Origin of the sequence: Streptomyces bicolor (genome assembly GCF_000719285.1) — a bacterium.
Taxonomy (GTDB): domain Bacteria; phylum Actinomycetota; class Actinomycetes; order Streptomycetales; family Streptomycetaceae; genus Streptomyces; species Streptomyces bicolor.
Map to the genome: position 1 here is coordinate 162724 of NZ_JOFS01000009.1, position 25227 is coordinate 187950.

The 25227-nt window shown below is 69.8% G+C and carries 15 protein-coding genes; all 15 read left to right on the forward strand.

Annotated elements, in window-relative coordinates:
- Positions 1 to 74: 74 nt before the first annotated feature.
- The 15 genes from IF78_RS0113875 to IF78_RS0113950 all read left to right on the forward strand — a co-directional run bounded on the left by IF78_RS0113875 (position 75) and on the right by IF78_RS0113950 (position 25033).
- A complete protein-coding gene (locus tag IF78_RS0113875) occupies positions 75 to 2699 on the forward strand; it encodes a valine--tRNA ligase (protein ID WP_031476854.1) in 2625 nt (874 codons plus the stop codon).
- A 191-nt stretch (positions 2700 to 2890) separates the two neighbouring features.
- The gene (folC, locus tag IF78_RS0113880) at positions 2891 to 4393 is read left to right on the forward strand and encodes a bifunctional tetrahydrofolate synthase/dihydrofolate synthase (protein WP_031476855.1); all 1503 of its coding nucleotides are present in this window, start codon (positions 2891 to 2893) and stop codon (positions 4391 to 4393) included.
- Positions 4394 to 4402: 9 nt separating this feature from the next.
- Positions 4403 to 4759: a DUF4233 domain-containing protein gene (locus tag IF78_RS0113885; RefSeq protein ID WP_031476856.1), complete on the forward strand. Its 357-nt coding sequence runs from the start codon at positions 4403 to 4405 to the stop codon at positions 4757 to 4759.
- A gap of 87 nt (positions 4760 to 4846) precedes the next feature.
- Entirely contained in the window at positions 4847 to 5260 is a 414-nt protein-coding gene (gene ndk / locus IF78_RS0113890; protein ID WP_004001296.1) for a nucleoside-diphosphate kinase, read from the forward strand.
- A 300-nt stretch (positions 5261 to 5560) separates the two neighbouring features.
- Positions 5561 to 6580 (forward strand): rod shape-determining protein, encoded by a 1020-nt coding sequence (locus IF78_RS0113895; protein ID WP_004931372.1) that lies wholly within the window; start codon positions 5561 to 5563, stop codon positions 6578 to 6580.
- A 205-nt stretch (positions 6581 to 6785) separates the two neighbouring features.
- A complete protein-coding gene (mreC, locus tag IF78_RS0113900) occupies positions 6786 to 7763 on the forward strand; it encodes a rod shape-determining protein MreC (RefSeq protein ID WP_031476857.1) in 978 nt (325 codons plus the stop codon).
- A gap of 13 nt (positions 7764 to 7776) precedes the next feature.
- Positions 7777 to 8457 (forward strand): rod shape-determining protein MreD, encoded by a 681-nt coding sequence (gene mreD / locus IF78_RS0113905; RefSeq protein WP_031476858.1) that lies wholly within the window; start codon positions 7777 to 7779, stop codon positions 8455 to 8457.
- A gap of 136 nt (positions 8458 to 8593) precedes the next feature.
- Positions 8594 to 10855, forward strand: coding sequence for a penicillin-binding protein 2 (gene mrdA / locus IF78_RS0113910; RefSeq protein ID WP_031476859.1), 2262 nt, complete (start codon positions 8594 to 8596; stop codon positions 10853 to 10855).
- Positions 10852 to 12051: a rod shape-determining protein RodA gene (gene rodA / locus IF78_RS0113915; protein WP_031476860.1), complete on the forward strand. Its 1200-nt coding sequence runs from the start codon at positions 10852 to 10854 to the stop codon at positions 12049 to 12051. Before mrdA ends, rodA begins: the two co-directional genes overlap by 4 nt.
- Positions 12052 to 12270: 219 nt before the next feature.
- Positions 12271 to 13809, forward strand: a complete 1539-nt coding sequence (locus IF78_RS0113920) for a CYTH and CHAD domain-containing protein (RefSeq protein ID WP_031476861.1) — start codon at positions 12271 to 12273, stop codon at positions 13807 to 13809.
- Positions 13810 to 13859: 50 nt separating this feature from the next.
- Complete coding sequence (locus tag IF78_RS0113925) at positions 13860 to 15833, forward strand: TIGR03960 family B12-binding radical SAM protein (RefSeq protein WP_031476862.1); 1974 nt, start codon at positions 13860 to 13862, stop codon at positions 15831 to 15833.
- A gap of 419 nt (positions 15834 to 16252) precedes the next feature.
- Positions 16253 to 18310, forward strand: coding sequence for a restriction endonuclease (locus IF78_RS0113930; RefSeq protein WP_031476863.1), 2058 nt, complete (start codon positions 16253 to 16255; stop codon positions 18308 to 18310).
- Positions 18311 to 18590: 280 nt separating this feature from the next.
- Positions 18591 to 19736, forward strand: a complete 1146-nt coding sequence (locus IF78_RS0113940; RefSeq protein WP_031476864.1) for a hypothetical protein — start codon at positions 18591 to 18593, stop codon at positions 19734 to 19736.
- Between the two features lie 48 nt (positions 19737 to 19784).
- Positions 19785 to 20576, forward strand: coding sequence for a TIGR03936 family radical SAM-associated protein (locus IF78_RS0113945; RefSeq protein ID WP_031476865.1), 792 nt, complete (start codon positions 19785 to 19787; stop codon positions 20574 to 20576).
- A 260-nt stretch (positions 20577 to 20836) separates the two neighbouring features.
- Positions 20837 to 25033 carry an Rne/Rng family ribonuclease gene (locus IF78_RS0113950; protein WP_031476866.1) on the forward strand — a complete coding sequence of 1399 codons (4197 nt, stop codon included), beginning with the start codon at positions 20837 to 20839 and terminating at the stop codon, positions 25031 to 25033.
- Positions 25034 to 25227 lie beyond the last annotated feature (194 nt).

Below are 25227 nucleotides of genomic sequence, written 5' to 3' on the forward strand. Positions count from 1 at the left end.
GTTGCATCGGGGGGCGCACCGTTACAGAACAAACGCGTTTCGGGACACCGCCGGGACACCCCTAAACTGAGCGCGTGACCGAGAACGCTCAGCAGCAGCCACCAGCGCCCGACACCGAACTGCCGACCCAGTACGCGCCGGCCGACGTAGAGGGGCCGCTGTACGAGCGCTGGGTAGAGCGGGGTTACTTCGAGGCGGACGAGAAGAGCGACAAGCCGCCGTACACCATCGTCATCCCGCCGCCGAACGTCACGGGCAGCCTGCACCTCGGGCATGCCTTCGAGCACACCCTCATCGACGCCCTGACGCGCCGCAAGCGCATGCAGGGCTACGAGACGCTGTGGCAGCCCGGCATGGACCACGCCGGTATCGCCACGCAGAACGTCGTCGAGCGGGAGCTCGGCAAGGAGGGCAAGTCCCGGCACGACCTCGGCCGTGAGGCCTTCGTCGAGCGGGTCTGGCAGTGGAAGGCCGAGTCCGGTGGGCAGATCTCCGGCCAGATGCGCCGCCTCGGTGACGGCGTCGCCTGGTCGCGCGAGCGCTTCACCATGGACGAGGGCCTGTCCCAGGCCGTCCAGACCATCTTCAAGCGCCTCTACGACGACGAGCTGATCTACCGCGCCGAGCGCATCATCAACTGGTGCCCCCGGTGCCTGACCGCCATCTCGGACATCGAGGTCGAGTACCAGGACGACGACGGCGAGCTCGTCTCCATCCGGTACGGCGAGGGCGACGACTCCATCGTCGTGGCAACGACCCGTGCCGAGACGATGCTCGGCGACACCGCGGTCGCCGTCCACCCCGAGGACGAGCGCTACCGCCACCTCGTCGGCCGTGAGATCGAGCTGCCGCTCACCGGCCGCCGTATCCCCGTCGTCGCCGACGAGCACGTCGACCCGGAGTTCGGCACGGGTGCCGTCAAGGTGACCCCGGCGCACGACCCGAACGACTTCGAGATCGGCCAGCGCCACGACCTGCCGTCCCTCACCGTCATGGACGAGCACGCGGTCATCACCGCCCACGGCCCCTTCCAGGGCCTTGACCGCCTGGAGGCCCGCTCGGCCATCGTCGCCGCGCTGCGCGCCGACGGCCGGATCGTCGCGGAGAAGCGGCCGTACGTCCACTCCGTCGGCCACTGCTCGCGCTGCAAGACGACCATCGAGCCGCGCCTGTCCATGCAGTGGTGGGTCAAGGTCGGCCCGCTCGCGAAGGCCGCCGGTGACGCGGTCCGCGACGGCAAGGTCAAGATCCATCCGCAGGAGATGGAGAAGCGGTACTTCGACTGGGTCGACAACCTCCACGACTGGTGTATTTCGCGGCAGTTGTGGTGGGGTCACCGGATTCCGGTCTGGTACGGCCCGAACGGCGAGGTCGTCTGCGTCGGCCCCGACGACGAGGTCCCGACCGGCGAGGGCTGGCACCAGGACACCGACGTCCTCGACACCTGGTTCTCCTCCGGCCTGTGGCCTTTCTCCACCCTCGGCTGGCCCGAACGGACCGAGTCGCTCGCGAAGTTCTACCCGAACTCCGTCCTGGTCACCGGCTACGACATCCTCTTCTTCTGGGTCGCCCGGATGATGATGTTCGGCCTGTACGCGATGGACGGCACCCCGCCGTTCCACACCATCGCCCTGCACGGCATGGTCCGCGACCAGTTCGGCAAGAAGATGTCGAAGTCCTTCGGCAACGCGGTCAACCCGCTGGACTGGATGGACAAGTACGGCTCCGACGCCCTGCGCTTCACCCTCGCGCGCGGCGCCAACCCGGGCGTCGACGTCCCGATCGGCGAGGACTGGGTCCAGGGCTCCCGCAACTTCGCCAACAAGATCTGGAACGCGACGCGCTTCGCGCTGATGAACGGCGCGACGGTCGAGGGCGAGCTGCCGGAACCGTCGAAGATGTCCTCGACGGACCGCTGGATCCTGTCCCGCCTGAACTCCGTCGTCGCCGAAGTCGACGCGTTCTACGAGGACTTCCAGTTCGCCAAGCTGTCGGACGCGCTGTTCCACTTCGCGTGGGACGAGGTCTTCGACTGGTACGTCGAGCTGTCGAAGACGACGTTCGCCGCGGGCGGCGAGCCGGCCGAGGTCTCCAAGCGCGTCCTCGGCGAGGTCCTCGACGTCACCCTCAAGCTGCTGCACCCGGTGGTCCCGTTCGTCACGGAGACGCTCTGGACCACGCTGACCGGCGGCGAGTCGATCGTGATCGCCGACTGGCCGACGGACAGCGGCTTCCGTGACCCGGCGGCCGAGCAGGAGATCGCGACGCTCCAGCAGGTCATCACCGAGGTCCGCCGCTTCCGCGCCGACCAGGGTCTCCAGCCGGGCCAGCGCGTCCCGGCCCGCCTGACCCTCGACGGCACGGCACTCGCCCCGCACGAGCCGGCCATCCGCCAGCTCCTGCGCCTCCAGCCGGAGGGCGACGCCTTCACGGCGACGGCGACACTGCCGGTGGGGGGCGCGGAGGTCGCGCTGGACCTCTCGGGCGCGATCGACGTGGCGGCCGAGCGCAAGCGCCTCGCGAAGGACCTCGCCGCCGCCGAGAAGGAGAAGGCCCAGGCGAACGCCAAGCTCGGCAACGAGGCTTTCCTCTCGAAGGCCCCGGACCACGTGGTGGAGAAGATCCGCACGCGGCTGGCGAAGGCGGAGGAGGACATCGCCCGCATCCAGGCGCAGCTGGAGAAGCTGCCACCTGCGTAGGCGTTCGTACGTCGGAGGTCCCCGGTGCTGTGCCAGCGCCGGGGGCCTTCGTGCCCCAAGGGGCGCGGGGAACTGCGCGATCAACCACAAACGACCCGCAGCCGCCGGACAACACAAGCCACCCCGCCCCTTGGGCGCACCACCCCCAAGCCACCGCGAACATTGTCAGTCCCGCTCCGTAGACTGGCCCCGTGAGCGACCAGAACGAGCCCGACCCCCTCGACTCCTTCGAAGAGATCATCGCGGCCGAGACCGACCGCGACCCCGACCTCGCGGTCATCGAGGCCGGCAGCCGCACCCTGCGCACCCAGGGCGGCCCGCCGGAGGCAGACGTGCCCGCGCGCCCCGAGGACCCCGAGGTCGACAAGGCCCTGCGCGAGGTCGAGGCGGAGCTCGCGACGAGGTGGGGCGAGACCAAGCTCGAGCCCTCGGTGAGCCGCATCGCCGCTCTGATGGACGTGCTGGGCGAGCCGCAGCGCTCGTACCCCTCCATCCACATCACCGGCACCAACGGCAAGACCTCGACCGCCCGCATGATCGAGGCCCTCCTCGGCGCCTTCGAACTCCGCACCGGCCGCTACACCTCCCCGCACGTCCAGTCGATCACCGAGCGGATCAGCCTGGACGGCGCCCCGATCTCCGCCGAGCGCTTCATCGAGACGTACAACGACATCAAGCCGTACATCGAGATGGTCGACGCCTCGCAGGAGTACCGGCTCTCCTTCTTCGAGGTGCTGACCGGCATGGCGTACGCCGCCTTCGCCGACGCGCCCGTCGACGTCGCCGTCGTGGAAGTGGGGATGGGCGGTTCCTGGGACGCCACCAACGTCATCGACGGTGACGTCGCCGTCGTGACGCCCATAGACCTCGACCACACCGACCGCCTCGGCAGCACGCCGGGCGAGATCGCCGCCGAGAAGGCCGGCATCGTCAAGCAGGACGCCACCGTGATCATGGCCCAGCAGCCGGTGGACGCCGCGCAGGTGCTGCTGAAGAAGGCCGTGGAGGTCGACGCCACCGTGGCCCGCGAGGGCCTGGAGTTCGGGGTCGTGGCACGTCAGGTCGCCGTCGGCGGGCAGCTGGTCACGCTGCGCGGACTGGGCGGCGAATACCCCGAGGTGTATCTGCCGCTGCACGGCGCGCACCAGGCGCACAACGCCGCCGTCGCCCTCGCCGCCGTGGAGGCGTTCTTCGGCGTCGGTGCCGCGCGGGCCGAGTCGCTCGACATCGACACGGTCCGCAAGGCGTTCGCCACCGTCGCCTCGCCGGGCCGTATGGAGGTCGTACGGCGCTCTCCCACCGTCGTGCTCGACGCCGCCCACAACCCGGCCGGCGCGCGGGTCACCGCCGAGGCGATCGGTGAGGCCTTCGACTTCAGCCGGCTGATCGGGGTCGTGGGGGCGAGCGGCGACAAGAACGTGCGGGAGCTGCTCGAGGCCTTCGAGCCGATCTTCGCCGAGGTCGTCGTCACACAGAACTCCTCGCACCGCGCCATGGACGCCGACGAACTCGCCGCCATCGCCGTCGAGGTGTTCGGCGAGGAGCGCGTGCAGGTCGAGCCGCGACTGCCCGACGCGCTGGAGGCCGCGATCACGCTGGCCGAGGAAGAAGGCGAGTTCGCGGGCGGCGGCGTGCTCGTCACCGGGTCCGTCATCACGGTCGGCGAAGCCCGGCTGCTCCTGCGGAAGGGCTGAGTCCGAAAGATGCGTACGCTCTGTTCCTCGACGCTGATCGGCGAGTTCTTCGTCATCGGCTTCGCCGGTCTGGTCGCCATGAAGGACCCCGACCTGTCGATGTCGCAGGTGTGGACGGTCAGCGGCATCGCGATGTTCCTGTGCCTGCTGCTGTGCGGCCTGGTGACCCGCCCCGGCGGCGTCGCCCTCGGCTGGGCCCTGCAGATCGCCCTCATCGCCTCCGGCTTCATCGTCCCCACGATGTTCTTCCTCGGCGTGGTCTTCGCGGCGCTCTGGTGGGCTTCGGTGCACTTCGGCAGGAAGGTCGACGAGGCGAAGGCGAGATTCGCGGCGCAGAGCGGTGAGAGCAGCCCGTCCGGGGCCTGAGCGCAAGCTGACACTGCGTAACAGGCACCTGGGAACGCCCTGTAGCCTCATCCCACCGCACCACCGGCTGTAAGAAGGAGCCCTCCCGTGACCCAGCGCACCCTCGTCCTGCTCAAGCCCGACGCAGTCCGCCGCGGCCTGACCGGCGAGATCATCAGCCGCATCGAGCGCAAGGCCGGCTGGCAGATCACCGCGCTGGAGCTGCGCACGCTGGATCAGGAGACCCTGGAACAGCACTACGGAGAGCACAAGGGCAAGCCCTTCTACGAGCCGCTGGTGGAGTTCATGGCCTCCGGCCCGGTCGTCGCCCTGATCGTCGAGGGCGAGCGGGTCATCGAGGGACTGCGTCAGCTCGCCGGCCCGACCGACCCGATCGCCGCCGCGCCCGGCTCCATCCGCGGCGACTACGGTGTGATCGTCCGCGAAAACCTCATCCACGCCTCCGACTCCGAGGAGTCCGCCGAGCGCGAGGTGAAGATTTTCTTCCCGGGCCGCGCCTAGGTCCGCAGCAGTCGTGAAATCGCGGTGTGGGGGCTGAAGTCCCGGTAGTCCCCACTCGTGCGTGCATATGTGTGACACCCGCGTGCATATGCGTGGCGATCGAGGGAACGAGTGCCCCCGATGGCCCGTCTCCACAAGCGGGGCGGTTCGCCATCTGCTGACAATTGGCGAAGACCCTCCCGCAGTGTTCGTGCAGGCGCGTCTACGATGGAAGCCTTCACGTCACAGCACCCACTTCGCCGACCTGAAAAGCCGTCAAAAGCTCCCGGGAAGGCCAGACGAATCCTGATGGGGAACTCAATGTCGTTCATCGGCCGTGACATGGCTGTCGACCTCGGGACCGCCAACACGCTGGTGTACGTCAGGGGTCGCGGGATCGTACTCAACGAGCCGTCCGTCGTCGCGATCAACACGAACACCGGTGGCATCCTCGCGGTCGGCGCCGAGGCGAAGAAGATGATCGGGCGCACGCCCGGCAACATCGTTGCCGTACGTCCGTTGAAGGACGGCGTGATCGCCGACTTCGAGATCACCGAGCGGATGCTCCGCTACTTCATCCTGAAGATCCACAAGCGGCGCTATCTGGCTCGCCCGCGGGTCGTCGTCTGTGTGCCCTCCGGCATCACGGGCGTCGAGCGCCGCGCCGTCATCGAGGCGTCGTCCCAGGCCGGCGCCCGCCAGGTGCACATCATCGAGGAGCCCATGGCCGCGGCCATCGGCTCCGGCCTGCCGGTCCACGAGGCCACGGGCAACATGGTGGTCGACATCGGCGGCGGCACCACCGAGGTCGCGGTCATCTCCCTCGGCGGCATCGTCACCGCCCAGTCCATCCGTGTCGCGGGCGACGAACTGGACAACGCGATCATCCAGCACATCAAGAAGGAGTACTCCCTCCTGCTGGGTGAGCGCACGGCGGAACAGATCAAGATCACGATCGGTTCGGCGTACGACCTCGATGCTGACGAACACACCGAAATCCGCGGCCGGGACCTCGTCTCCGGGCTGCCGAAGACCGTCGTCATCTCCGCGGCCGAAGTGCGCAAGGCCATCGAGGAGCCGGTCAACGCGATCGTCGACGCGGTGAAGACGACCCTCGACAAGTGCCCGCCGGAGCTGTCCGGCGACATCATGGACCGAGGAATCGTTCTGACCGGCGGCGGCGCCCTGCTGCGCGGCCTCGACGAGCGGCTGCGCCGCGAGACCGGCATGCCGATCCACATCGCCGAGGACCCGCTGGACAGCGTGGCGCTCGGATCCGGCAAGTGCGTCGAGGAGTTCGAGGCGTTGCAGCAGGTGCTGGACGCCCAGCCGCGCAGATGACGTAACTCTTCGATTCCGCCGTACGGGATGATCTCCTCTCGTACGGCGGATCGTTGATATAGAGGCATAAGCTTCCCGAAGAGCGTTGAAACCTCGAAGCATCGAAACCTCGCATACAACTCCGCGTACAAACTCCGTATACAGAACCCCTGGGGTTTACCGGGGGTTTCCCGAATTCCTATGAAGAAGGGCACGGCCGCCGCACGTGAGGGACACACGAGAGAGCCGGCTGCTCCTGGTGCTGCTGATCGCCATCGCGTTCGCGCTGATCACGGTGGACATCCGCGGCGGTGAGGATTCCCCCGTCGACGGCGCCCGGTCCGCCGCCGCGGCGGTCTTCGGCCCGATCGAGGACGGTGTGTCGGCCGCGGTGAACCCGGTCGGCAACGCGGTCGCCGCGATCCGCGACTCCGGCGAGCGCCACGACCGGCTCGCCCAGCTGGAGCAGGAGAACGCGGCCCTCAAGGCCAAGCTCGGCAGCGACGACCGCAACCGCAGCCGGCTGCGGCAGCTCGACAAGATGCTGAAGATCGCGGGCCAGGGGCAGTACGGCATCAAGGGCGCGGAGGTCATCGCGATAGGGGCCGCCCAGGGCTTCTCCTGGACGATCACCATCGACGCCGGCGCGAACGACGGCATCCAGCGCGACATGACGGTCCTCAACGGGGACGGACTGGTCGGGCGGGTCACCACCGTCGGCCCGAACACAGCGACCGTGCTCCTCGCCAACGACCCCGACTTCACCGTCGGCACCCGCATGGAGTCCACCGACGAGCTTGGCTTCGCCTCCGGCCAGGGCGACCGGCCGCTGCGCGTCGAACTCCTCAACGGCAAGGCCGAGGTGAAGAAGGGCGACCGCCTCGTCACCTTCGGCTCGCAGGCCGACAAACCCTTCGTGCCAGGCGTCCCCGTCGGCGTCGTCTCACGCGTCGACCCGTCCGGCGGCAACCTGACCCGCACCCTGTATGTCACGCCCTACGTCGGCTTCAGCAAGCTCGACATCGTGGGAGTCGTCGTGCAGGCCCCCGCGAAGGACCCGCGCGACACGGTCCTCCCGGACAAGCCCGAGCCGACCCCGACGCCGACCGTGACGGTCACCGTCACGCCGGGCGCCGAGTCCGAGGGCGACGGCCAGGACCAGCCGCAGGCCGACGGTCAGAATCAGTACGAGCAAGAGCAGTAGGAGCTGAAGCCCCATGCGCGTCAACCGAATCCTGCTCTCCTCCTCCTTGGTCGTCGTCGCCCTGGTACTCCAGGTGAGCGTCCTCGCCCGCCTCCACCTCCCGGGCGCCGTCCCCGACCTGCTGCTCCTGACCGTGCTGGGCCTCGCCCTGGTCTACGGCCATGTCGGCGGCGCCCTCGTCGGCTTCGGCGCCGGCCTGCTCGCCGACCTCGCCCCACCCGCCGACCACGCCGCCGGCCGCTATGCGCTGGTGCTGTGCGTCATCGGCTATCTCGCGGGGCTCGTCAAGCCGGAGAACGGCCGGCTCAAGTCGGCCACCGGGCCGATGGTGGTCGTGGTCGTCGCCGCGATCGGTTCGACGCTGCTGTACGCCGGAGTCGGCGCCCTCGTCGGGGACACCGCCGCCCGCCATGTCGGCCTCGGCAGCCTGCTGTTCACGGCCGCGCTGTACGACCTGCTGCTCGCGCCGTTCGTGGTCCCGGGGATCATGGCGCTGGCCCGCAGAGCGGAGAACGACCCGCTCGCCGAGACCAACTCCCAGGCGAAGAAGCCCAGCATCTCCTCCGGCTGGCTCTCCGGCGGCACCGGCCTGCGCATCGGCGGTCAGCGCGGTGGACTGGGCGGCCTGAAGGTGAAGGCCGCGCGGTCGCGGACGGCACGCGCCGGGCGCATCAAGGGGGTCAAGCGGCTGTGACCGCACCAGAGTTCACCGGAACGAGTGACGATCACCGGAACCGGGCCGCGCGGCCCCGTCGTTCATCACTCGTACGCATCCGGACGGCATTCGCGCACACCCATTCGTTCATGAGCTGAGAGGGGGAGCAGCAGACATGACCAACATTCCCGAGACGGGCCGGACGCCACGCGTCCAGATCCGGCTCATCGTCATCCAGGTCCTCGTCCTCTCCCTCCTCGGCACCCTCGGCGGACGCCTGTGGTACCTGCAGATCCGCGAGGGCGACGCCTACGCCAAGGAGGCGTCCGGCAACCACGTCCAGCAGGTGGTGCAGCCTGCCGTGCGCGGGTCGATCCTGGACGCGCGCGGGGTGGCGCTGGCGGACAACGAGACGCGGTTGGTGGTGTCCGCCTCGCGTACGGATCTGCTGAAGATGCCGGACGACGGCAAGGCGGTGCTCACGAAGCTGGCGGGTGTGCTGGGGATGACGCCGACGGAGGTGATGGAGAAGGTCCGGCTGTGCGACGCGGAGACGCCCCAGCCGTGCTGGAACGGCTCGCCGTACCAGCCGATCCCCATCACCGACGAGGCCACGGCGAAGCAGGCGCTGCAGATCCGCGAGCGTGCCGAGGACTTCCCCGGGATCACGGCCGAGCCGCAGGCGGTGCGCCGCTACGCGAGCCCGGGTGCGGCCAACACCGCGCAGGTCCTCGGCTATCTGTCGCCGGTCACGGACGAGGAGATCCAGCAGGCCCAGGACAGCGATTCGCCCTACCTGCGCTCGGACATGGTCGGCCGCTCGGGACTGGAACGGCAGTACGACAAGGAGTTGCGCGGTAAGGCCGGCGTCACCCGCTACGAGGTGGACAACCTCGGCCGGGTCATCGGGCAGGCCCAGTCGGACGCCGCTCGGGCCGGCTCCAATCTCGTCACCAGCATCGACGCCCGGGTGCAGCGCGTGGCGGAGTACGAGCTGAACGATGCGATGAAGAAGGCCCGCCAGGAGTGGGACCGCAACACCAACGAGCGGTACAAGGCCGACTCCGGTGCGGTGGTGGTGATGGAGGCCAAGACCGGCCGCATCGTGGCCATGGCGTCCAACCCGACCTACGACCCCAACGCCTGGGTGGGCGGCATCTCCGCCAAGGACTACAAGAAGCTGACCGGCAAGAGTTCCAACTACCCACTGCTCAACCGCGCGATCCAGGGCCAGTCGGCCCCCGGCTCCGTCTTCAAGGTCATCCCGACGGCCGCCGCGGTCAACGCCGGCTACTCCTTCGACGGCCCCTACCAGTGCTCGAGCTCCTACTCGATCGGCGGCCAGGTCTTCAAGAACTTCGAGTCCAAGGGATACGGCCCGATCAGCCTGGGGCGTGCTCTGGAGGTCTCCTGCGACACCGTCTTCTACCGCCTCTCCCACCAGGAGTGGCAGCGCGACGGCGGCACCAAGCCGAAGAAGAACGCCAACGACTGGTTCTACAAGACGGCGCACCAGTTCGGCCTCGGCGCCGAGACCGGGATCGACCTGCCCAACGAGGTCACCGGACGCATCCCGGACCGCCAGTGGAAGCAGGACTACTGGAAGGCCAACAAGGACGCCTGGTGCAAGTACGGCAAGAAGGACGGCTCGTACGCCGAGAAGATCGCCTATGAGAACTGCCTCGAAGGCAACCGGCTGCGCGCCGGTGACTCGGTCAACTACTCCATCGGCCAGGGCGACACCCTGGTCACGCCGATCCAGATGGCCACGATCTACGCGGCCATCTCCAACGGCGGCACCCTGTACGACCCCACCGTCGGCAAGGCGATCATCAGCGCCGACGGCAAGTCCGTCCAGGAGATCAAGCCCAAGTCCCACGGCAAGCTGCCCATAAGCAGGCAGACGCTGGCCGAGATGGACGACGCCCTCGCCGGCGTCGCCACCCGCGGTACGGCCGCCTGGCGGTTCGCGGACGTCGGCTGGCCGCAGGACAAGATCCCGATGCACGCCAAGACCGGTACCGCGGAGGTCTACGGCAAGCAGACGACCTCGTGGTTCACCACGTACACCAAGGACTACGCGGTCGTCATGACGATCTCCCAGGGTGGTACGGGTTCCGGCGCCTCGGGTCCGGCCGTGCGCAACATCTACGACGCGCTGTACGGCGTCTCCGACGACGGCACGATCGACAAGAAGAAGGCGCTGCTGCCCACGCCGCAGAAGAGCCTGCCGAAGGTCCGCACGGACGGCACCATCACCTCGCCGAAGATCTCCAAGGACCCGGCGAAGGAGCAGCGGGCCAGCCAGGAGGGCGAGGACTCGGCCGACCAGCAGCAGCTCGCCGCCACGGTGGCCACGCCGTCGGCCGAGAACCGGGACACCCGGCGCAGGCGGCGGCGGAGCCGTAGGCGGGGAAGCCGGAGGATGCTCACATGACCGGCGCCAACAGCTTCCAGGTCTCCGGGTACGGGCCCGAACGGGCGGGCTGGACCCGTCTGTTCGCCCGTGACTCGCTCGCCCGCAGGCTCGACTGGACGATACTGCTGGCGGCGATCGTCCTGTCGCTGATCGGCTCGTTGCTCGTCTTCTCGGCGACCCGCAACCGCACCGAGCTCAACCAGGGCGACCAGTACTACTTCCTGGTCCGGCATCTGCTGAACACCGGCATCGGCTTCGCCCTGATGATCGGCACGGTCTGGCTGGGCCACCGCACGCTGCGCACGGCCGTGCCGATCCTGTACGGCGTCTCGGTCTTCCTGATCCTGCTGGTGCTCACCCCGCTCGGCTCCACCATCAACGGCGCCCACTCCTGGATCAAGCTGCCCGGCGGATTCTCGCTGCAGCCCTCGGAGTTCGTGAAGGTCACGATCATCCTGGGCATGGCGATGCTGCTGGCGGCGAGAGTGGACGCGGGGGACAAGCAGTACCCGGACCATCGCACGGTCGTGCAGGCCTTGGGCCTGGCCGCCGTGCCGATGCTGATCGTGCTGCTGATGCCCGACCTCGGCTCGGTCATGGTGATGGTGGTGATCGTGCTGGGCGTGCTGCTCGCGTCCGGCGCCTCCAACCGCTGGGTCTTCGGACTGATCGGCACGGGGACGATCGGCGCGATCGCGGTCTGGCAACTCGGCGTCCTGGACGACTACCAGATCGCCCGCTTCGCGGCCTTCGCCAACCCCGAGCTCGACCCGGCGGGCGTCGGCTACAACACCAACCAGGCGCGTATCGCGATCGGTTCGGGCGGGCTGACGGGCGCGGGGCTGTTCCACGGCTCGCAGACGACCGGCCAGTTCGTGCCGGAGCAGCAGACCGACTTCGTCTTCACGGTGGCGGGGGAGGAGCTGGGCTTCGTCGGCGGCGGGCTGATCATCCTGCTTCTCGGCGTGATCCTGTGGCGGGCCTGCCGGATTGCGCGCGAGACGACCGACCTGTACGGGACGATCGTCGCGGCGGGGATCGTGGCGTGGTTCGCCTTCCAGTCGTTCGAGAACATCGGGATGACCCTGGGGATCATGCCGGTGACGGGGCTCCCGCTGCCGTTCGTGTCGTACGGCGGGTCGTCGATGTTCGCGGTGTGGGTGGCGGTGGGGTTGTTGCAGTCGATCAGGCTGCAGCGTCCCATGTCCGCGTAGGCCCCCGGTGGGTGGAGCCGTGGGGTTGGTGACCCGTCGGCCGGGGTGGCCGTCCCTGGGGCCGGCACCCCCGGGCCGCGCTTAGGCCCGGACGGCGTCCTCGTCCTCGACTCCCCCAACTCTTCGAGTAAGAGCCCTGGACCGGGCCGAGTTGGTTCACCTGGTGTTCATGGCCGGTAAGCCCTGTCATCACATCGTGACTCCTATTAGATTCGGCTCATGGCGGACACAAAGCGCGAGATCGAGCGGAAGTACGAGTCCGACGAGAGCGGCCTGCCCGACCTGACCGGCGTCGCCGGGGTAGCGGCGGTCATCGACAAAGGTGTCGCGCAGTTGGACGCCACCTACTACGACACCGTGGACGAGCGTCTCGCCGCGTCGTCGTTGACCCTGCGGCGCAGGACGGGAGGTTCCGACGCCGGCTGGCATCTGAAGTTCCCCGTCGGCCCGGGCATACGGGACGAGATCCAGGCCCCGTTGTCCGACGAACTGCCCCGCGCACTCGCCGGTCTCGTCCGCTCCCGGGTCCGGGACACCGAGCTGGTGCCGGTGGTCCGGCTGCGCTCCGACCGTGATGTGCGCGACCTCGTCGACGTCGAGGGCCGGGTGCTGGCAGAGGTCAGCGTGGACGCCGTCCTGGCCGAACGGCTCAGTGGCGACGGCGGCACCGCACAGTGGACCGAGATCGAGGTGGAACTGGCCGACGGCGCCGACCCGGCGTTCCTCGACAAGGTCGAGAAGCGGCTGAAGAAGGCGGGCGTGCGGCCGTCCTCGTCGGCCTCGAAGCTGCAGCGGGCCCTGGCGGAGACGGCGCCGAAGAAGAAGCGTGGCAAGAAGGCGCGGGTGGTCAAGGCGCCGGTCACCGCCGGCGATCACGTGCTCGACCACCTCCGGGCGCAGCGGGACGCCATCGTCGAGCTCGACCCGGCCGTGCGGCGGGATGTGTACGACTCCGTGCACCGGATGCGGGTCGCCACCCGGCGGATGCGCAGCGCCTTCAAGTCGTACGGCAAGATCCTCGACCGGGCCGTGACCGACCCGATCGGCGAGGAGCTGAAATGGCTGGCCGGGGAGCTCGGCGTCGACCGGGACCAGGAGGTGCTGACCGAGCGGCTGACGGCAGCCATCGACGAACTGCCGCGGACCCTGCTGTCCGGGCCCGTCCGCACCCGGCTGCGCACCTGGTCGAAAGCCCGGAGCGGGGGATCGCGACGGCGGCTGATGAACGTGCTCGACGGCAAGAGGTATCTGGAGCTGCTGGACACCCTCGATGCCCTGGTCGCCGAACCGCCGCTGCTGGAGGCCGCCGGGGGGAAGCCGGAGAAGGTGATCGGGAAGGCCGTACGGAAGGACTTCTCGGAGGTGTCGGGGCTGGTCGAGCAGGCGCTGGTGCTGGAGCCCGGGCACGGGCGGGACCTCGCGCTGCACGAGGCGCGGAAGCGGGCCAAGCGGACTCGGTACTCGGCGGAGTCGGCCGTCCCTGCCCTCGGTGATCCGGCCGCCGGGCTGGTCAAGTCGATGAAGAGCCTGCAAAACCTGCTCGGCGACCACCAGGACAGCGTGATGACCCGGGAGGCGCTGCGGGAACTGGCACGGCAGGCGCACCGGGCGGGGGAGCCGTCGTTCACCTACGGGCTGCTGTACGGGCGTGAGGAGCGCCGGGCGGCCGAGGACGAGGCCGAGCTTCCGAGGCTCTGGACGGCGATCAAAGTCGGGGCGGGACTGTGGGCGTACGAGGGGCCGTCTCGGTCGCGTTAGGCTAGATGGTCACCCCTGTCAGTTCAGTCCAGCTCACGAAGGTTCGCGAGATGCCTGCCGAATCCGCTGCGGCCGCTGAGTCTGTGTTCCCGCAGCTCGAAGCTCTGCTCCCGCATGTGCAGAAGCCGATCCAGTATGTCGGCGGAGAACTCAATTCCACGGTCAAGCCGTGGGAGTCCTGTGATGTCCGCTGGGCGCTCATGTACCCGGACGCGTACGAGGTCGGGCTGCCCAACCAGGGCGTCATGATCCTTTACGAGGTCCTGAACGAGCAGGAGGGTGTCCTCGCCGAGCGCACGTACAGCGTGTGGCCGGACCTGGAGGCGCTGATGCGGGAGCACGGCGTCCCGCAGTTCACTGTGGACAGCCACCGCCCGGTGAAGGCCTTCGACGTGCTGGGGCTCAGCTTCTCCACCGAACTAGGCTACACGAACATGCTCACGGCCCTGGACCTGGCCGGCATCCCGCTGGAGTCCAAGGACCGCACCATCGACGACCCGATCGTCCTGGCCGGCGGCCACGCGGCGTTCAACCCCGAGCCGATCGCGGACTTCATCGACGCGGCGATCATCGGCGACGGCGAGCAGGCCGTGCTCGACATGACGAAGATCATCCGTGAGTGGAAGGCGGAGGGCTGCCCGGGCGGCCGCGAGGAGGTCCTGTTCCGCCTGGCGAAGACGGGCGCGGTGTACATCCCGGCGTTCTACGACGTCGAGTACCTCTCCGACGGCCGTATCGCCCGCGTCGTACCGAACAAGTCGGGTGTCCCCTGGCGTGTGTCCAAGCACACGGTCATGGACCTCGACGAGTGGCCGTACCCCAAGCAGCCGCTGGTCCCGCTCGCCGAGACGGTCCACGAGCGCATGTCGGTCGAGATCTTCCGCGGCTGCACCCGGGGCTGCCGCTTCTGCCAGGCGGGCATGATCACCCGCCCGGTCCGGGAGCGCTCGATCACGGGCATCGGCGAGATGGTCGACAAGGGCCTGAAGGCGACGGGCTTCGAGGAGGTCGGCCTGCTGTCCCTGTCGTCGGCCGACCACAGCGAGATCGGCGACATCGCGAAGGGCCTGGCCGACCGGTACGAGGAGGACAAGATCGGTCTGTCCCTCCCGTCGACCCGCGTCGACGCCTTCAACGTGGACCTGGCGAACGAGCTGACGCGCAACGGCCGCAGGTCGGGCCTGACCTTCGCCCCCGAGGGCGGCAGCGAGCGCATGCGCAAGGTCATCAACAAGATGGTCTCGGAAGACGACCTGATCCGGACCGTCGCCACCGCCTACGGCAACGGCTGGCGCCAGGTGAAGCTGTACTTCATGTGCGGCCTGCCGACGGAGACCGACGACGACGTCCTGCAGATCGCCGACATGGCGACGAAGGTGATCGCCAAGGGCCGCGAGGTGTCGCGGTCGAACGACATCCGCTGCACGGTCTCCATCGGCGGCTTCGTCCCCAAGCCCCACACGCCCTTCCAGTGGGCTCCGCAGCTGTCGGCCGAGGAGACGGACGCCCGCCTCGAGAAGCTCCGCGACAAGATCCGCGGCGACAAGAAGTACGGCCGCTCCATCGGCTTCCGCTACCACGACGGCAAGCCCGGCATCGTCGAGGGCCTGCTGTCCCGCGGCGACCGCCGGATCGGCGCCGTCATCCGCGCGGTCTACGACGACGGCGGTCGCTTCGACGGCTGGCGTGAGCACTTCTCGTACGACCGCTGGATGAGTTGCGCGGACAAGGCGCTGGCGCCGTTCGGCGTGGACGTCGACTGGTACACGACGCGCGAGCGCACGTACGAGGAGGTCCTCCCCTGGGACCACCTGGACTCCGGCCTCGACAAGGACTGGCTCTGGGAGGACTGGCAGGACGCCCTCGACGAGACCGAGGTCGAGGACTGCCGGTGGACGCCGTGCTTCGACTGCGGGGTGTGCCCGCAGATGGACACGGCTATACAAATCGGCCCGACCGGGAAGAAGCTGCTGCCTCTGACGGTCAAGAACGCTGCGCCGGCACCGAGCGGTCACTCTCACTGAGGTGGGCGAGGCACTCGATCGGGTGATTGAGGCACTGGCGGAGGCGAGCGCGGAAGGGGTGGCCGCTGCGCTGGCTTCTGCCGGGGCTTTTGGCCTTCGACGGTCAGCGCCGCGGCGGGTGCCTGTTACGCCTCTGCCAAGCCCCGCTGAGTCCTTGGGCATCCACTCAGAGGTCGAGTGGGTCTGAGTGCTCAGACCTTGCTGAGGCCCCATACAGCGATGTTGAGCCCCCTCTCAATACAGAGGGGGCTCAATGCTGTCCGACGCCGATGAGCTGCTTGAACGGTCGGCTCAACTTGCCTTTGGCAAGTTGATATCCAGGATGGTGATTACTGGATAAAGTCGCATTGTTACTACTGGTTGCGGGGGCAATCAGGTTGGTCGGCGGTGCCGACGTCCCTGGGGAGGGCAGGTAGCGCATGAGTCGTCGCTCTGCTGGTTTGGTCGGCGTCTGGGCTGAGATGCAGCGTCAGCAACAGCGCCAGATGGAAGCCGAGGCGAGACAGCGCAGGGAGGAAGCTCGGCAGGCGCGGGCTTACCAGCGGCTCGCTGCTCAGGGGCATCGAGAGTTCCGGCAGGCGGAGGCCAGGCGGCGTACGGAGGAGATCGAAGCCCAGGTCGCGTCCTTACAAGGCCTGTTGGTCGCTGGTTGCCAGGCGCCGGTTTTCAGAGCGTCGTCCTTGATGCGCCGGGAAGAGATCGCACCGTTCGATCCAGGACCGCTTGCGTGGCCTGTGCGTATGCCGGATCAGAGCCAGTATCAGGCGCAGGGAGGCTGGACCGCGAGTCGGCGCGCGCAAGCTCAGGCCGAGGCGCGGGCTCATTTCGAACGTGACTGGCACGCGGCGCAGGCTGCCGAAGCACAGCGGCAGCAGCAGTTAGCGGCCGCACAGCAGGAGTATGAGCGAGCGGCGGAGGCTCAGCGGTCGGAAATACGTCGGCATAACGCCGGCATCGGCGAGGTGACCGAGGGGGTGAGGCGAGGCGATCCGGACTCCGTGATCGAGTACTTCTCGGCCGCGCTCTACTCGTCGACTGCCTGGCCTGAAGGTTTCCCGCGGCAGGTCGCCGCAGCTTTCGACCCAGCGGCCCGGCAACTCGTCCTGGACTGGGAGATGCCCACGTACGACGTCGTGCCTGAGGCGAAGTCGGTGAGGTATGTCCCCTCTCAGGACCAGGACAAGGAGATCGCTCGGCCCGTGACCCAGCGTCGGGCGCTGTACCGAGAGGTGCTGGCGCAGAGCACGCTGCTGGTGCTGCATCAGCTGTTCGCCGCTGATGAGTACGGCATACTCGACTCGGTCGCCTTGAACGGCTTCGTGGACGCGCCGGACCCGGCGACGGGAAGGCAGTCGCACATCTTTCTGGCGACCGTCATGGCTGGTCGGTCGGGCTTCACCGAGTTGCATCTGGAGCAGGTGGATCCCGTCAGCTGTCTGACCGACGCTTTGCGCGGACAGCTCGCCACTCGCCCCGATCAGCTCACCTCGGTGCGGCCGAGCCGTCAGCCTCGGGACGTCGGCAACCACGTCGTCACCCATGGCGGGGATGGTGAACCGGATCTGTATGACATGGATCCGATCGCCTTCGAGTCCCTGGTGGCCGATCTGTTCCGTGCGATGGGAATGCAGGCGGTGACGACTCAGCGCTCGAACGACGGGGGCGTTGATGTAGACGCGCTGGACCCGACTCCCATCCGCGGCGGCAAGATCGTCGTACAGGTGAAGCGCTACCGGAACACGGTTCCTCCCACCGCTGTGCGCGACCTGTACGGCACCGTCCAGGACCGCGGCGCCAACAAAGGCGTTCTGGTGACCACCTCGGCATACGGACCCGGCTCGCACACCTTCGCCCGGGGGAAGCCCCTGGAGCTCATCTCGGGCAGTGAGCTGGTCGATCTGCTGCACAGGCACGGCCTTCGTGGCCGTCTGGGGGAGGGTGGGCGAGCGGCCCCAACGCAGACGACGCCTGCCGGACCTGCAAGCCCGACCGACGACTACAACGTGTTGGGCATGACGTGGTCGGGGAACGTCGCATTGGACGTGTGCGCACTCGCATGCCGTGGTAGCCGAGTTCTGAGCGAAGAGCACTTCGTGTTCTTCAACAACCCGCAGACTCCCGATGGGTCGGTGCGAGCAGTGCCGGCACAGGCGCCGGACAAGGCAGCGATTCGTGTCTCTTTCGACGGACTCCCGCAGGAGGCTGACCGGTTGGTGCTTGTGGCTGCCGTTGATCCAGAGGTGAACCCGGACGCCGACCTGTCAGGCTTCACCGACGCCTGTATCCGGTTGCTGGACCCCGCCAGGGCGGAGATCGGCCGGCTTGAAGTCTCGGATGGCCGCGCCGGGGAAACAGCGTTGGTACTGGGCTCCTTCAGGCACAGGCCAAATGGTGACTGGGACTTCGTCCTTGGCGGCAAGGGCTACCCACGGGGTCTTGAACAGCTCCTTCAGGACTACGGCATCGAAGTGGAGTAGCAGCGTCACGACCTGTGTTGTTCCGAGCGTGCCCGCAGATGGACACGCACATCCAGATCGGGCCGACGGGCAAGAAGTTGCTGCCGCTGACGGTCAAGAACGCCGCGCCGGTGCCGAGCGGGCACTCGCACTGACGTGAAGTGAAGGCCAAACGCCCCTTCCTCCCTCGAGGGGAAGGGGCGTTCGCGGTTCTGCCGGTGGTCGGCCGGGCGGCGGACGAGCCGGAGGAAGAGCACGTGCGATCTGCATCCGGGCAGGCCGTTCCGGCGTCTACCACGGTATGGATCTCGAAAAACCGCCTCCGCCACGCCAGGAACCCGAAGGGTGTCTGGTCGTCGCGATACGCCTGCCGGTGCGGATCGTCGTGCTCGTGCTCGTCGTGCCGGTGCGGATGGTGTGGGACGCGCTCGTCGTCGCCGGGCGGTTCCTGAACGACACGGTGTTGCGGCCGGTGGGGCGTGCGCTGCTGTGGCTGGGGCGTGCGGTGTTCGTCTGGCCGTTCGTGGGGCTGTGGCGGTATGTGGTCGTGCCCCTCGCCAAGGGGCTCGCGTGGCTGGGCAACGTGCTCGTCGTCGTGCCCGCGGTGTGGCTGTACCGGTATGTGCTGACACCGGTGGGGCACGCGTGCGCGTGGGTGGCCCGGGGCATCTGGCACGCGAGCGCGTGGGTGGTGCGGGGGATCGGGGCCGGACTGGCGTGGCTCTACGCGCGCGTGCTCACGCCCGTGGGGCATGCCGTGATGTGGGTCCTCAAGGGACTCGGTGCGGTGCTCGCCGCGATCGGGCTCGGTGTGTTCGGTGTGGTGGCGTGGCTGCTGCGGTATCTCCTCGTCGTTCCCGCCCTGTGGGTGTACGAGTGGATCCTCACGCCGGTCGGCCGGGCGATCGCCTGGTGCGCGAGGGGCGTCGTGTGGGTCGTGAGCACAGTCGTCACCGGGATCGGGATCGCCCTGTACTGGATCGCCCGCGTGCTGTTCGTGCTGCCCGCGCTCGGTCTGTACCGGTGGGTGCTCGCACCCGTCGGCCGGGTGCTCGCCGTCATCGGCAGGGAAATTTGGGACGCGCTCGGGCACGCCTGGCGGGTCGCCGGACGGATCTCGCTCGCCGTCGGCCGGTTCCTCGCGACCCTCTTGCGGTGGACCTTCGTCGAGCCGGTGCGGTGGGTGTACCGGACGGTGCTCACGCCGATCGGGCACCTGGTCCGCGACGCCGTGCTGCGGCCCGTCGCCGAGGCCGCCCGCAGCGTGGGGCGGGCCACCCGGCAGGCCCTCACGGCGGCCCGCGAGTCCGTACGGCAGGCGCGCGCCGACTTCCGGCGAATGCTCTTCGGGGAGCCGAAGGAACGGGAGGCGGTCGCCCGGCGGGAACCTCCGGGCCGTGAGGCACGTACTCTTGGTAGCAGTACGACCGCTCTCACGAAGGACTGAACGACACTGGGCAAGCGACAGCCCGAAGGCCCGCCGCCCGCACCCGCGGTGCAGCGCATCCGACTGCGCTACACCAAGCGCGGCCGCCTCCGGTTCACCAGCCACCGTGACTTCCAGCGCGCCTTCGAGCGTGCGCTGCGCCGTGCCGAGGTGCCGATGGCGTACTCGGCGGGGTTCACGCCGCATCCGAAGGTGTCGTACGCCAATGCCGCACCCACCGGCACGGGCAGTGAGGCGGAGTACTTGGAGATCGCGCTCACCGAGGCGCGCGATCCGGAGCAGTTGAGAGTGCTCCTCGACGAGTCGCTGCCCGCCGGGCTGGACGTCATCGAGGCGGTCGAGGCCCGGGTCTCCGGGCTCGCCGACCGGCTCACGGCGTCCGTCTGGGAGCTGCGGCTCGACGGCGTGGACCCGGCCGACGCCGGGCGCGCGGTCGCCGCCTTCAACGCCGCCGACGCCGTTGAGGTGCAGCGCATGACCAAGAACGGCGTGCGCACCTTCGACGCCCGTCCGGCGGTCGTCCACCTGGAAAGCCTGGAAAGCAGCGACGGAACAGAAACGCACAGTTCGCGGGCTGATAGGCCGACCGACCAGCCCTGTGCGATACTGCGGCTGGTTGTTCGGCACGTGACGCCTGCCGTACGACCCGACGACGTCCTGTCCGGTCTCCGCGCCGTGGCCGACCTGGCGCCGCCGGTCCCCGCAGCGGTGACCAGGCTGGCGCAGGGGCTGTTCGATGAAGAGACCGGCACGGTGACCGACCCGCTCGCGCCCGACCGCGAGGCAGCGACGGCCCCAACCGAGGCCGAGACCGCTGCCGCCGCGACGGCGCCGGCGTAGGGAAGGTTCCGTAGGGACGCACGTCGAAGCGCCGCCCTCGTACTCGGGAGCCACCTGGGTCGGGCAGCGCACCGACCAGAAGACTTTCGCCAGGCCGTACGCATGAGGTGTACGGAACCGGCGAGACAGGACACAGAGAGCTCCCGTGCGGCGCCCGCGCCCCGGACGGCGGCAGTCGCGCACCGCGCGAGCCGCGGACGTCACCGGCACATCGCCGGACCATGCGCGGCGCCCAGGAGCCTGACGGGAGAAACGCCCGCATGCTCGAGCCGACCGAACCCAATGAGGGTTCCGAACTGAACACCCCGAGCGACACCCTGCCGCCGCGCCGGCGGCGGCGTGCCGCATCCCGCCCGGCGGGCCCACCCGCGGCTGCCGCCGAGGCGCAGCCCGCGGAGGTGGTCGAGCCGGCCATACCGGTCGCCGAAGCCGCCGATGTCGCGGCGGTGACCGAAGAGGCCGACAAGGCCGAGGAGGGCATCGAGGCCGTTGAGGCCGAGGTGACTTCTGAGGCTGCGGAAGCCGAAGAGACCGAAGCAGCCGAAGAGGCCGCAGAGACGGTGGCTGCCGAGGAGGCCGCGCCCGCCGGTCGTACGCGCAGGCGTGCCGTGCGCCGGGCGTCCGCGCCCGCCGGTGCTCCGGCCGCCGCCGAGGCCGCCGAGACCGTGGTGCCCGCCGCCGCTGCAGCCGCGCCGGTCCCCGAGGCCGCGCCCGCGGCTGAGGGCGCGGAGGTCGCCGAGGAGGCTGCGCCGCCTCGTACGCGTCGGCGTGCTGTGCGTCGTGCGTCGGCGCCCGCCGGCGTTCCGGCCGCCGCGGAGGCCGCCGAGACCGTGGTCTCCGGGTCCGCTGCTGCCGGGACCGGTGAGGAAGCCGAGAGCCCCGCCGCCGAGGCGCCTGTCGCTGCCGCGTCCGCCGAGGCCACCGAGGAGGCGGCGCCGCGCCGTACGCGTCGGCGTGCGGTGCGTCGCGCCTCCGCGCCCACCGGTGCTCCGGTCGCCGACGAGGCCGCCGAGGTTGCCGCCGGTACCGAGGTCTCAGCCGAGGCGGAGGAGCCCGCCGAGGCTGCCGCCCCGGTCGCGTCCGCGGAGCCGAGCGAGGCCACGGAGGTCCCCGAGGCCGCCGAAGCCGCTCCGCGCCGTACGCGTCGCCGCGCCACGCGGCGTGTGTCCGCGCCCGTTGAGGCCGCTGTCGCCGAGGCGGAGACTCCCGCCGAGACGCCGGTGACCGCGGAGACCCCCGTGACCCCGGGCATCGAGGTGGAGACCGCCGCGGTGACCGGTGTCGGCGCCCCCGCCGAGGCGCCCGCCGACGAGGCCCGCACCCCCGCCGGCGCCGAGACCGAGGAAGCCGGCCCGCGCCGTCGCCGTCGGGTCGTGCGCCGTGCCGCCATCGGGTTCGCCGAGCCCGCTCAGACCTCCGCCGCCGAGGCGGCCGAGGCTCCGCGGCCGGCCCGTCCCGCGGTGGCCGTGTTCCAGGCGCCGGTGTTCACCGAGCCGCAGTTCCAGACGCCCCAGCGGGCCGCCGCAGCGGCCGCCGCGGAGACGGAGGCCGAGCCGGAGGCCGAGGAAGTCGAGGAGTTCCAGGAGGAGCAGCCCGGCACGTCGCGGCGTCGTCGCCGGCGCCGGGGCGGCGCGTACGGCGAGGAGGCCGAGGCCCAGGGCGTCGAGGCCGCCGCCGAGGACGAGACCGAGGAGGCCGACGAGGCCGCCGAGGACGTCGTCGAGGGCGAGGAGGCCGAGGAGACCGGGTCGCGCAGGCGTCGTCGGCGTGGTGGCCGGCGCCGTCGTCGCGGTGAGGCCGCGGAGGCCGAGGCCGAGGGCGGCGACGCGGAGGCCGAGGACCTCGCCGCCGCGCAGGCCGAGCAGGACGCCGAGGACACCGCCGAGCAGGAGGAAGAGGACGCCGAGGACGCCCGTGGCGAAGAGGGCGCCGGTTCCAGCTCCAGCAGCAGGCGCCGCCGTCGCCGTCGTCGTCGCGCCGGTGACGCCACCGTCGACACCGAGCCCGGCGAGGGCGACCCCGAGCGCACCGTCGTCAAGGTCCGCGAGCCCCGCCCGAAGGCCGAGCCGTCCGACGAGGTGCAGTCCATCAAGGGCTCCACTCGTCTGGAGGCCAAGAAGCAGCGCCGCCGGGAAGGCCGTGAGCAGGGCCGCCGTCGCGTCCCGATCATCACCGAGGCCGAGTTTCTCGCCCGCCGTGAGGCCGTCGAGCGCGTGATGGTCGTCCGGCAGCACGGCGACCGTACGCAGATCGGCGTCCTCGAGGACAACGTGCTCGTCGAGCACTACGTCAACAAGGAGCAGGCGACCTCGTACGTCGGCAACGTCTACCTGGGCAAGGTCCAGAACGTGCTGCCGTCCATGGAGGCCGCGTTCATCGACATCGGCAAGGGCCGCAACGCCGTCCTGTACGCCGGTGAGGTCAACTTCGAGGCGCTCGGCATGGCCAACGGGCCGCGGCGCATCGAGTCCGCCCTCAAGTCCGGGCAGTCGGTCCTCGTGCAGGTCACCAAGGACCCGATCGGGCACAAGGGCGCGCGTCTGACCAGCCAGGTCTCCCTGCCGGGCCGTTACCTCGTGTACGTCCCCGAGGGCTCCATGACCGGCATCAGCCGCAAGCTGCCCGACACCGAGCGGGCGCGGCTGAAGACCATCCTCAAGAAGATCGTCCCCGAGGACGCGGGCGTCATCGTGCGCACCGCCGCCGAGGGCGCGAGCGAGGACGAGCTGCGCCGGGACGTCGAGCGGCTGCAGGCGCAGTGGGAAGAGATCCAGAAGAAGTCCAAGAACGGCAACGCGCCGACGCTGCTGTACGGCGAGCCGGACATGACCGTCCGGGTCGTCCGGGACATCTTCAACGAGGACTTCTCCAAGGTCGTCGTCAGCGGTGACGAGGCCTGGCAGACCGTCCACGGGTACGTCTCGCACGTCGCGCCCGACCTGGCCGAGCGGCTGCAGAAGTGGACCTCCGAGGTCGACGTCTTCGCCACGTACCGGATCGACGAGCAGCTCGCCAAGGCGCTGGACCGCAAGGTCTGGCTGCCCAGCGGCGGTTCGCTGGTGATCGACCGGACCGAGGCGATGGTCGTCGTCGACGTCAACACCGGCAAGTTCACCGGCCAGGGCGGCAACCTCGAGGAGACCGTCACCAGGAACAACCTGGAGGCGGCCGAGGAGATCGTGCGCCAGCTGCGGCTGCGCGACCTCGGCGGCATCATCGTCATCGACTTCATCGACATGGTGCTGGAGTCCAACCGGGACCTGGTGCTGCGGCGCCTGCTGGAGTGCCTGGGCCGCGACCGTACGAAGCACCAGGTGGCAGAAGTGACCTCGCTGGGGCTCGTGCAGATGACCCGCAAGCGGGTCGGCCAGGGGCTGCTGGAGTCGTTCTCCGAGACCTGCGTCCACTGCAACGGGCGCGGCGTCATCGTGCACATGGAGCAGCCGACGGCCGTCGGTGGCGGCGGCAAGCGCAAGAAGCGCGCGCGTGCCGGTGCCGGTCCCGAGCAGGTGCACGAGGCCACGGTCGCCGCCGAGGCGGTCGAGACGGCCGAGGAGGAGGCGGAGACCGAGGCCGAGGTCGCAGCCGAGATCGCCGAGCCGGCCGCGCTGCCCGAGCCCGCCTTCGCGGCGGACGAGGAGCTGTACAGCAGCGTCGCCGAGGCGGAGGCCGCCGTGCGCGGTGGTCGTTCCCGGCGCCGTGGGGGCCGGCGGGTGTCGGCTCCGGCGGGTGCGCCGAGGAAGGCCGAGGCGGTGCCCACGGCTCAGGACGTGACCGTCGCCGAGGAGGTCGCGCGCCCGGTGCAGCCGGAGCCGGCCGCCGTGGCGAAGGCCGAGCCGGTGGCCCTGGAGGACGCGGTCGTGGAGGCCGCGGCCACCGAGGCGCCCGCTGCCGAGGCCGCCGCTCCGGCTGCCGAGGAGGCCGCGCCCAAGGGCCGTACGCGGCGTCGCGCCACCCGCAAGGTGTCCGCGCCCGCCGGGTCGCCCGCAGGTGCCGAGGCCGCCGTGGTGACCGTCGGAGAGACGGCGTCCACCGCGCCCGAGCCGGTGTCCGAGGCCCCGGCGGAGCCGTCCGAGCAGGCTCCCGCCGAGGCGGTCGCCGAAAGCGCCGCTCCGGCCCGTCCGCGGCGCCGTGCCGTGCGCAAGGCCACCGCGCCGACCGCGTCCGACGAGGCGGCCGTCGTGGTCGTCCCGGCGGGGGAGGCACAGGGCGAGCCCGCGGCGACGGAGGCCCCGGCCGCCGAGGAGGTCGTCGAGGAGGCCGCTCCGGCCAAGAAGACGGCCCGTAAGACGGCCAAGAAGGCCACGGCGAAGAAGGCCGCCACCAAGAAGACCGCGGCCAAGAAGACGATCGCCAAGAAGGCCACGGCCAAGAAGGCGGCGAAAACCGCCAAGACGGCCGCGGCCAAGTCGACGGCGAAGAAGACCACGGTCTCTGCCGCCACCGACGAAAGCTGACCGGCGACAGCTGACCAGCGAGGTGTGCGGTCGGTCCACGTGATCGGCCGCACACCGCTGGGGCCCGGCCCGGTTTGACCCCCTCGGCCACGGCCCCGTAACCTTGACCGTCGGCGTGTCCGTGGATATAGGCGCGCCACATCCCCGTAAACCTCATCCTCCGGAGCACAGGGTGTTCCGGAGAGGCCGCCCGC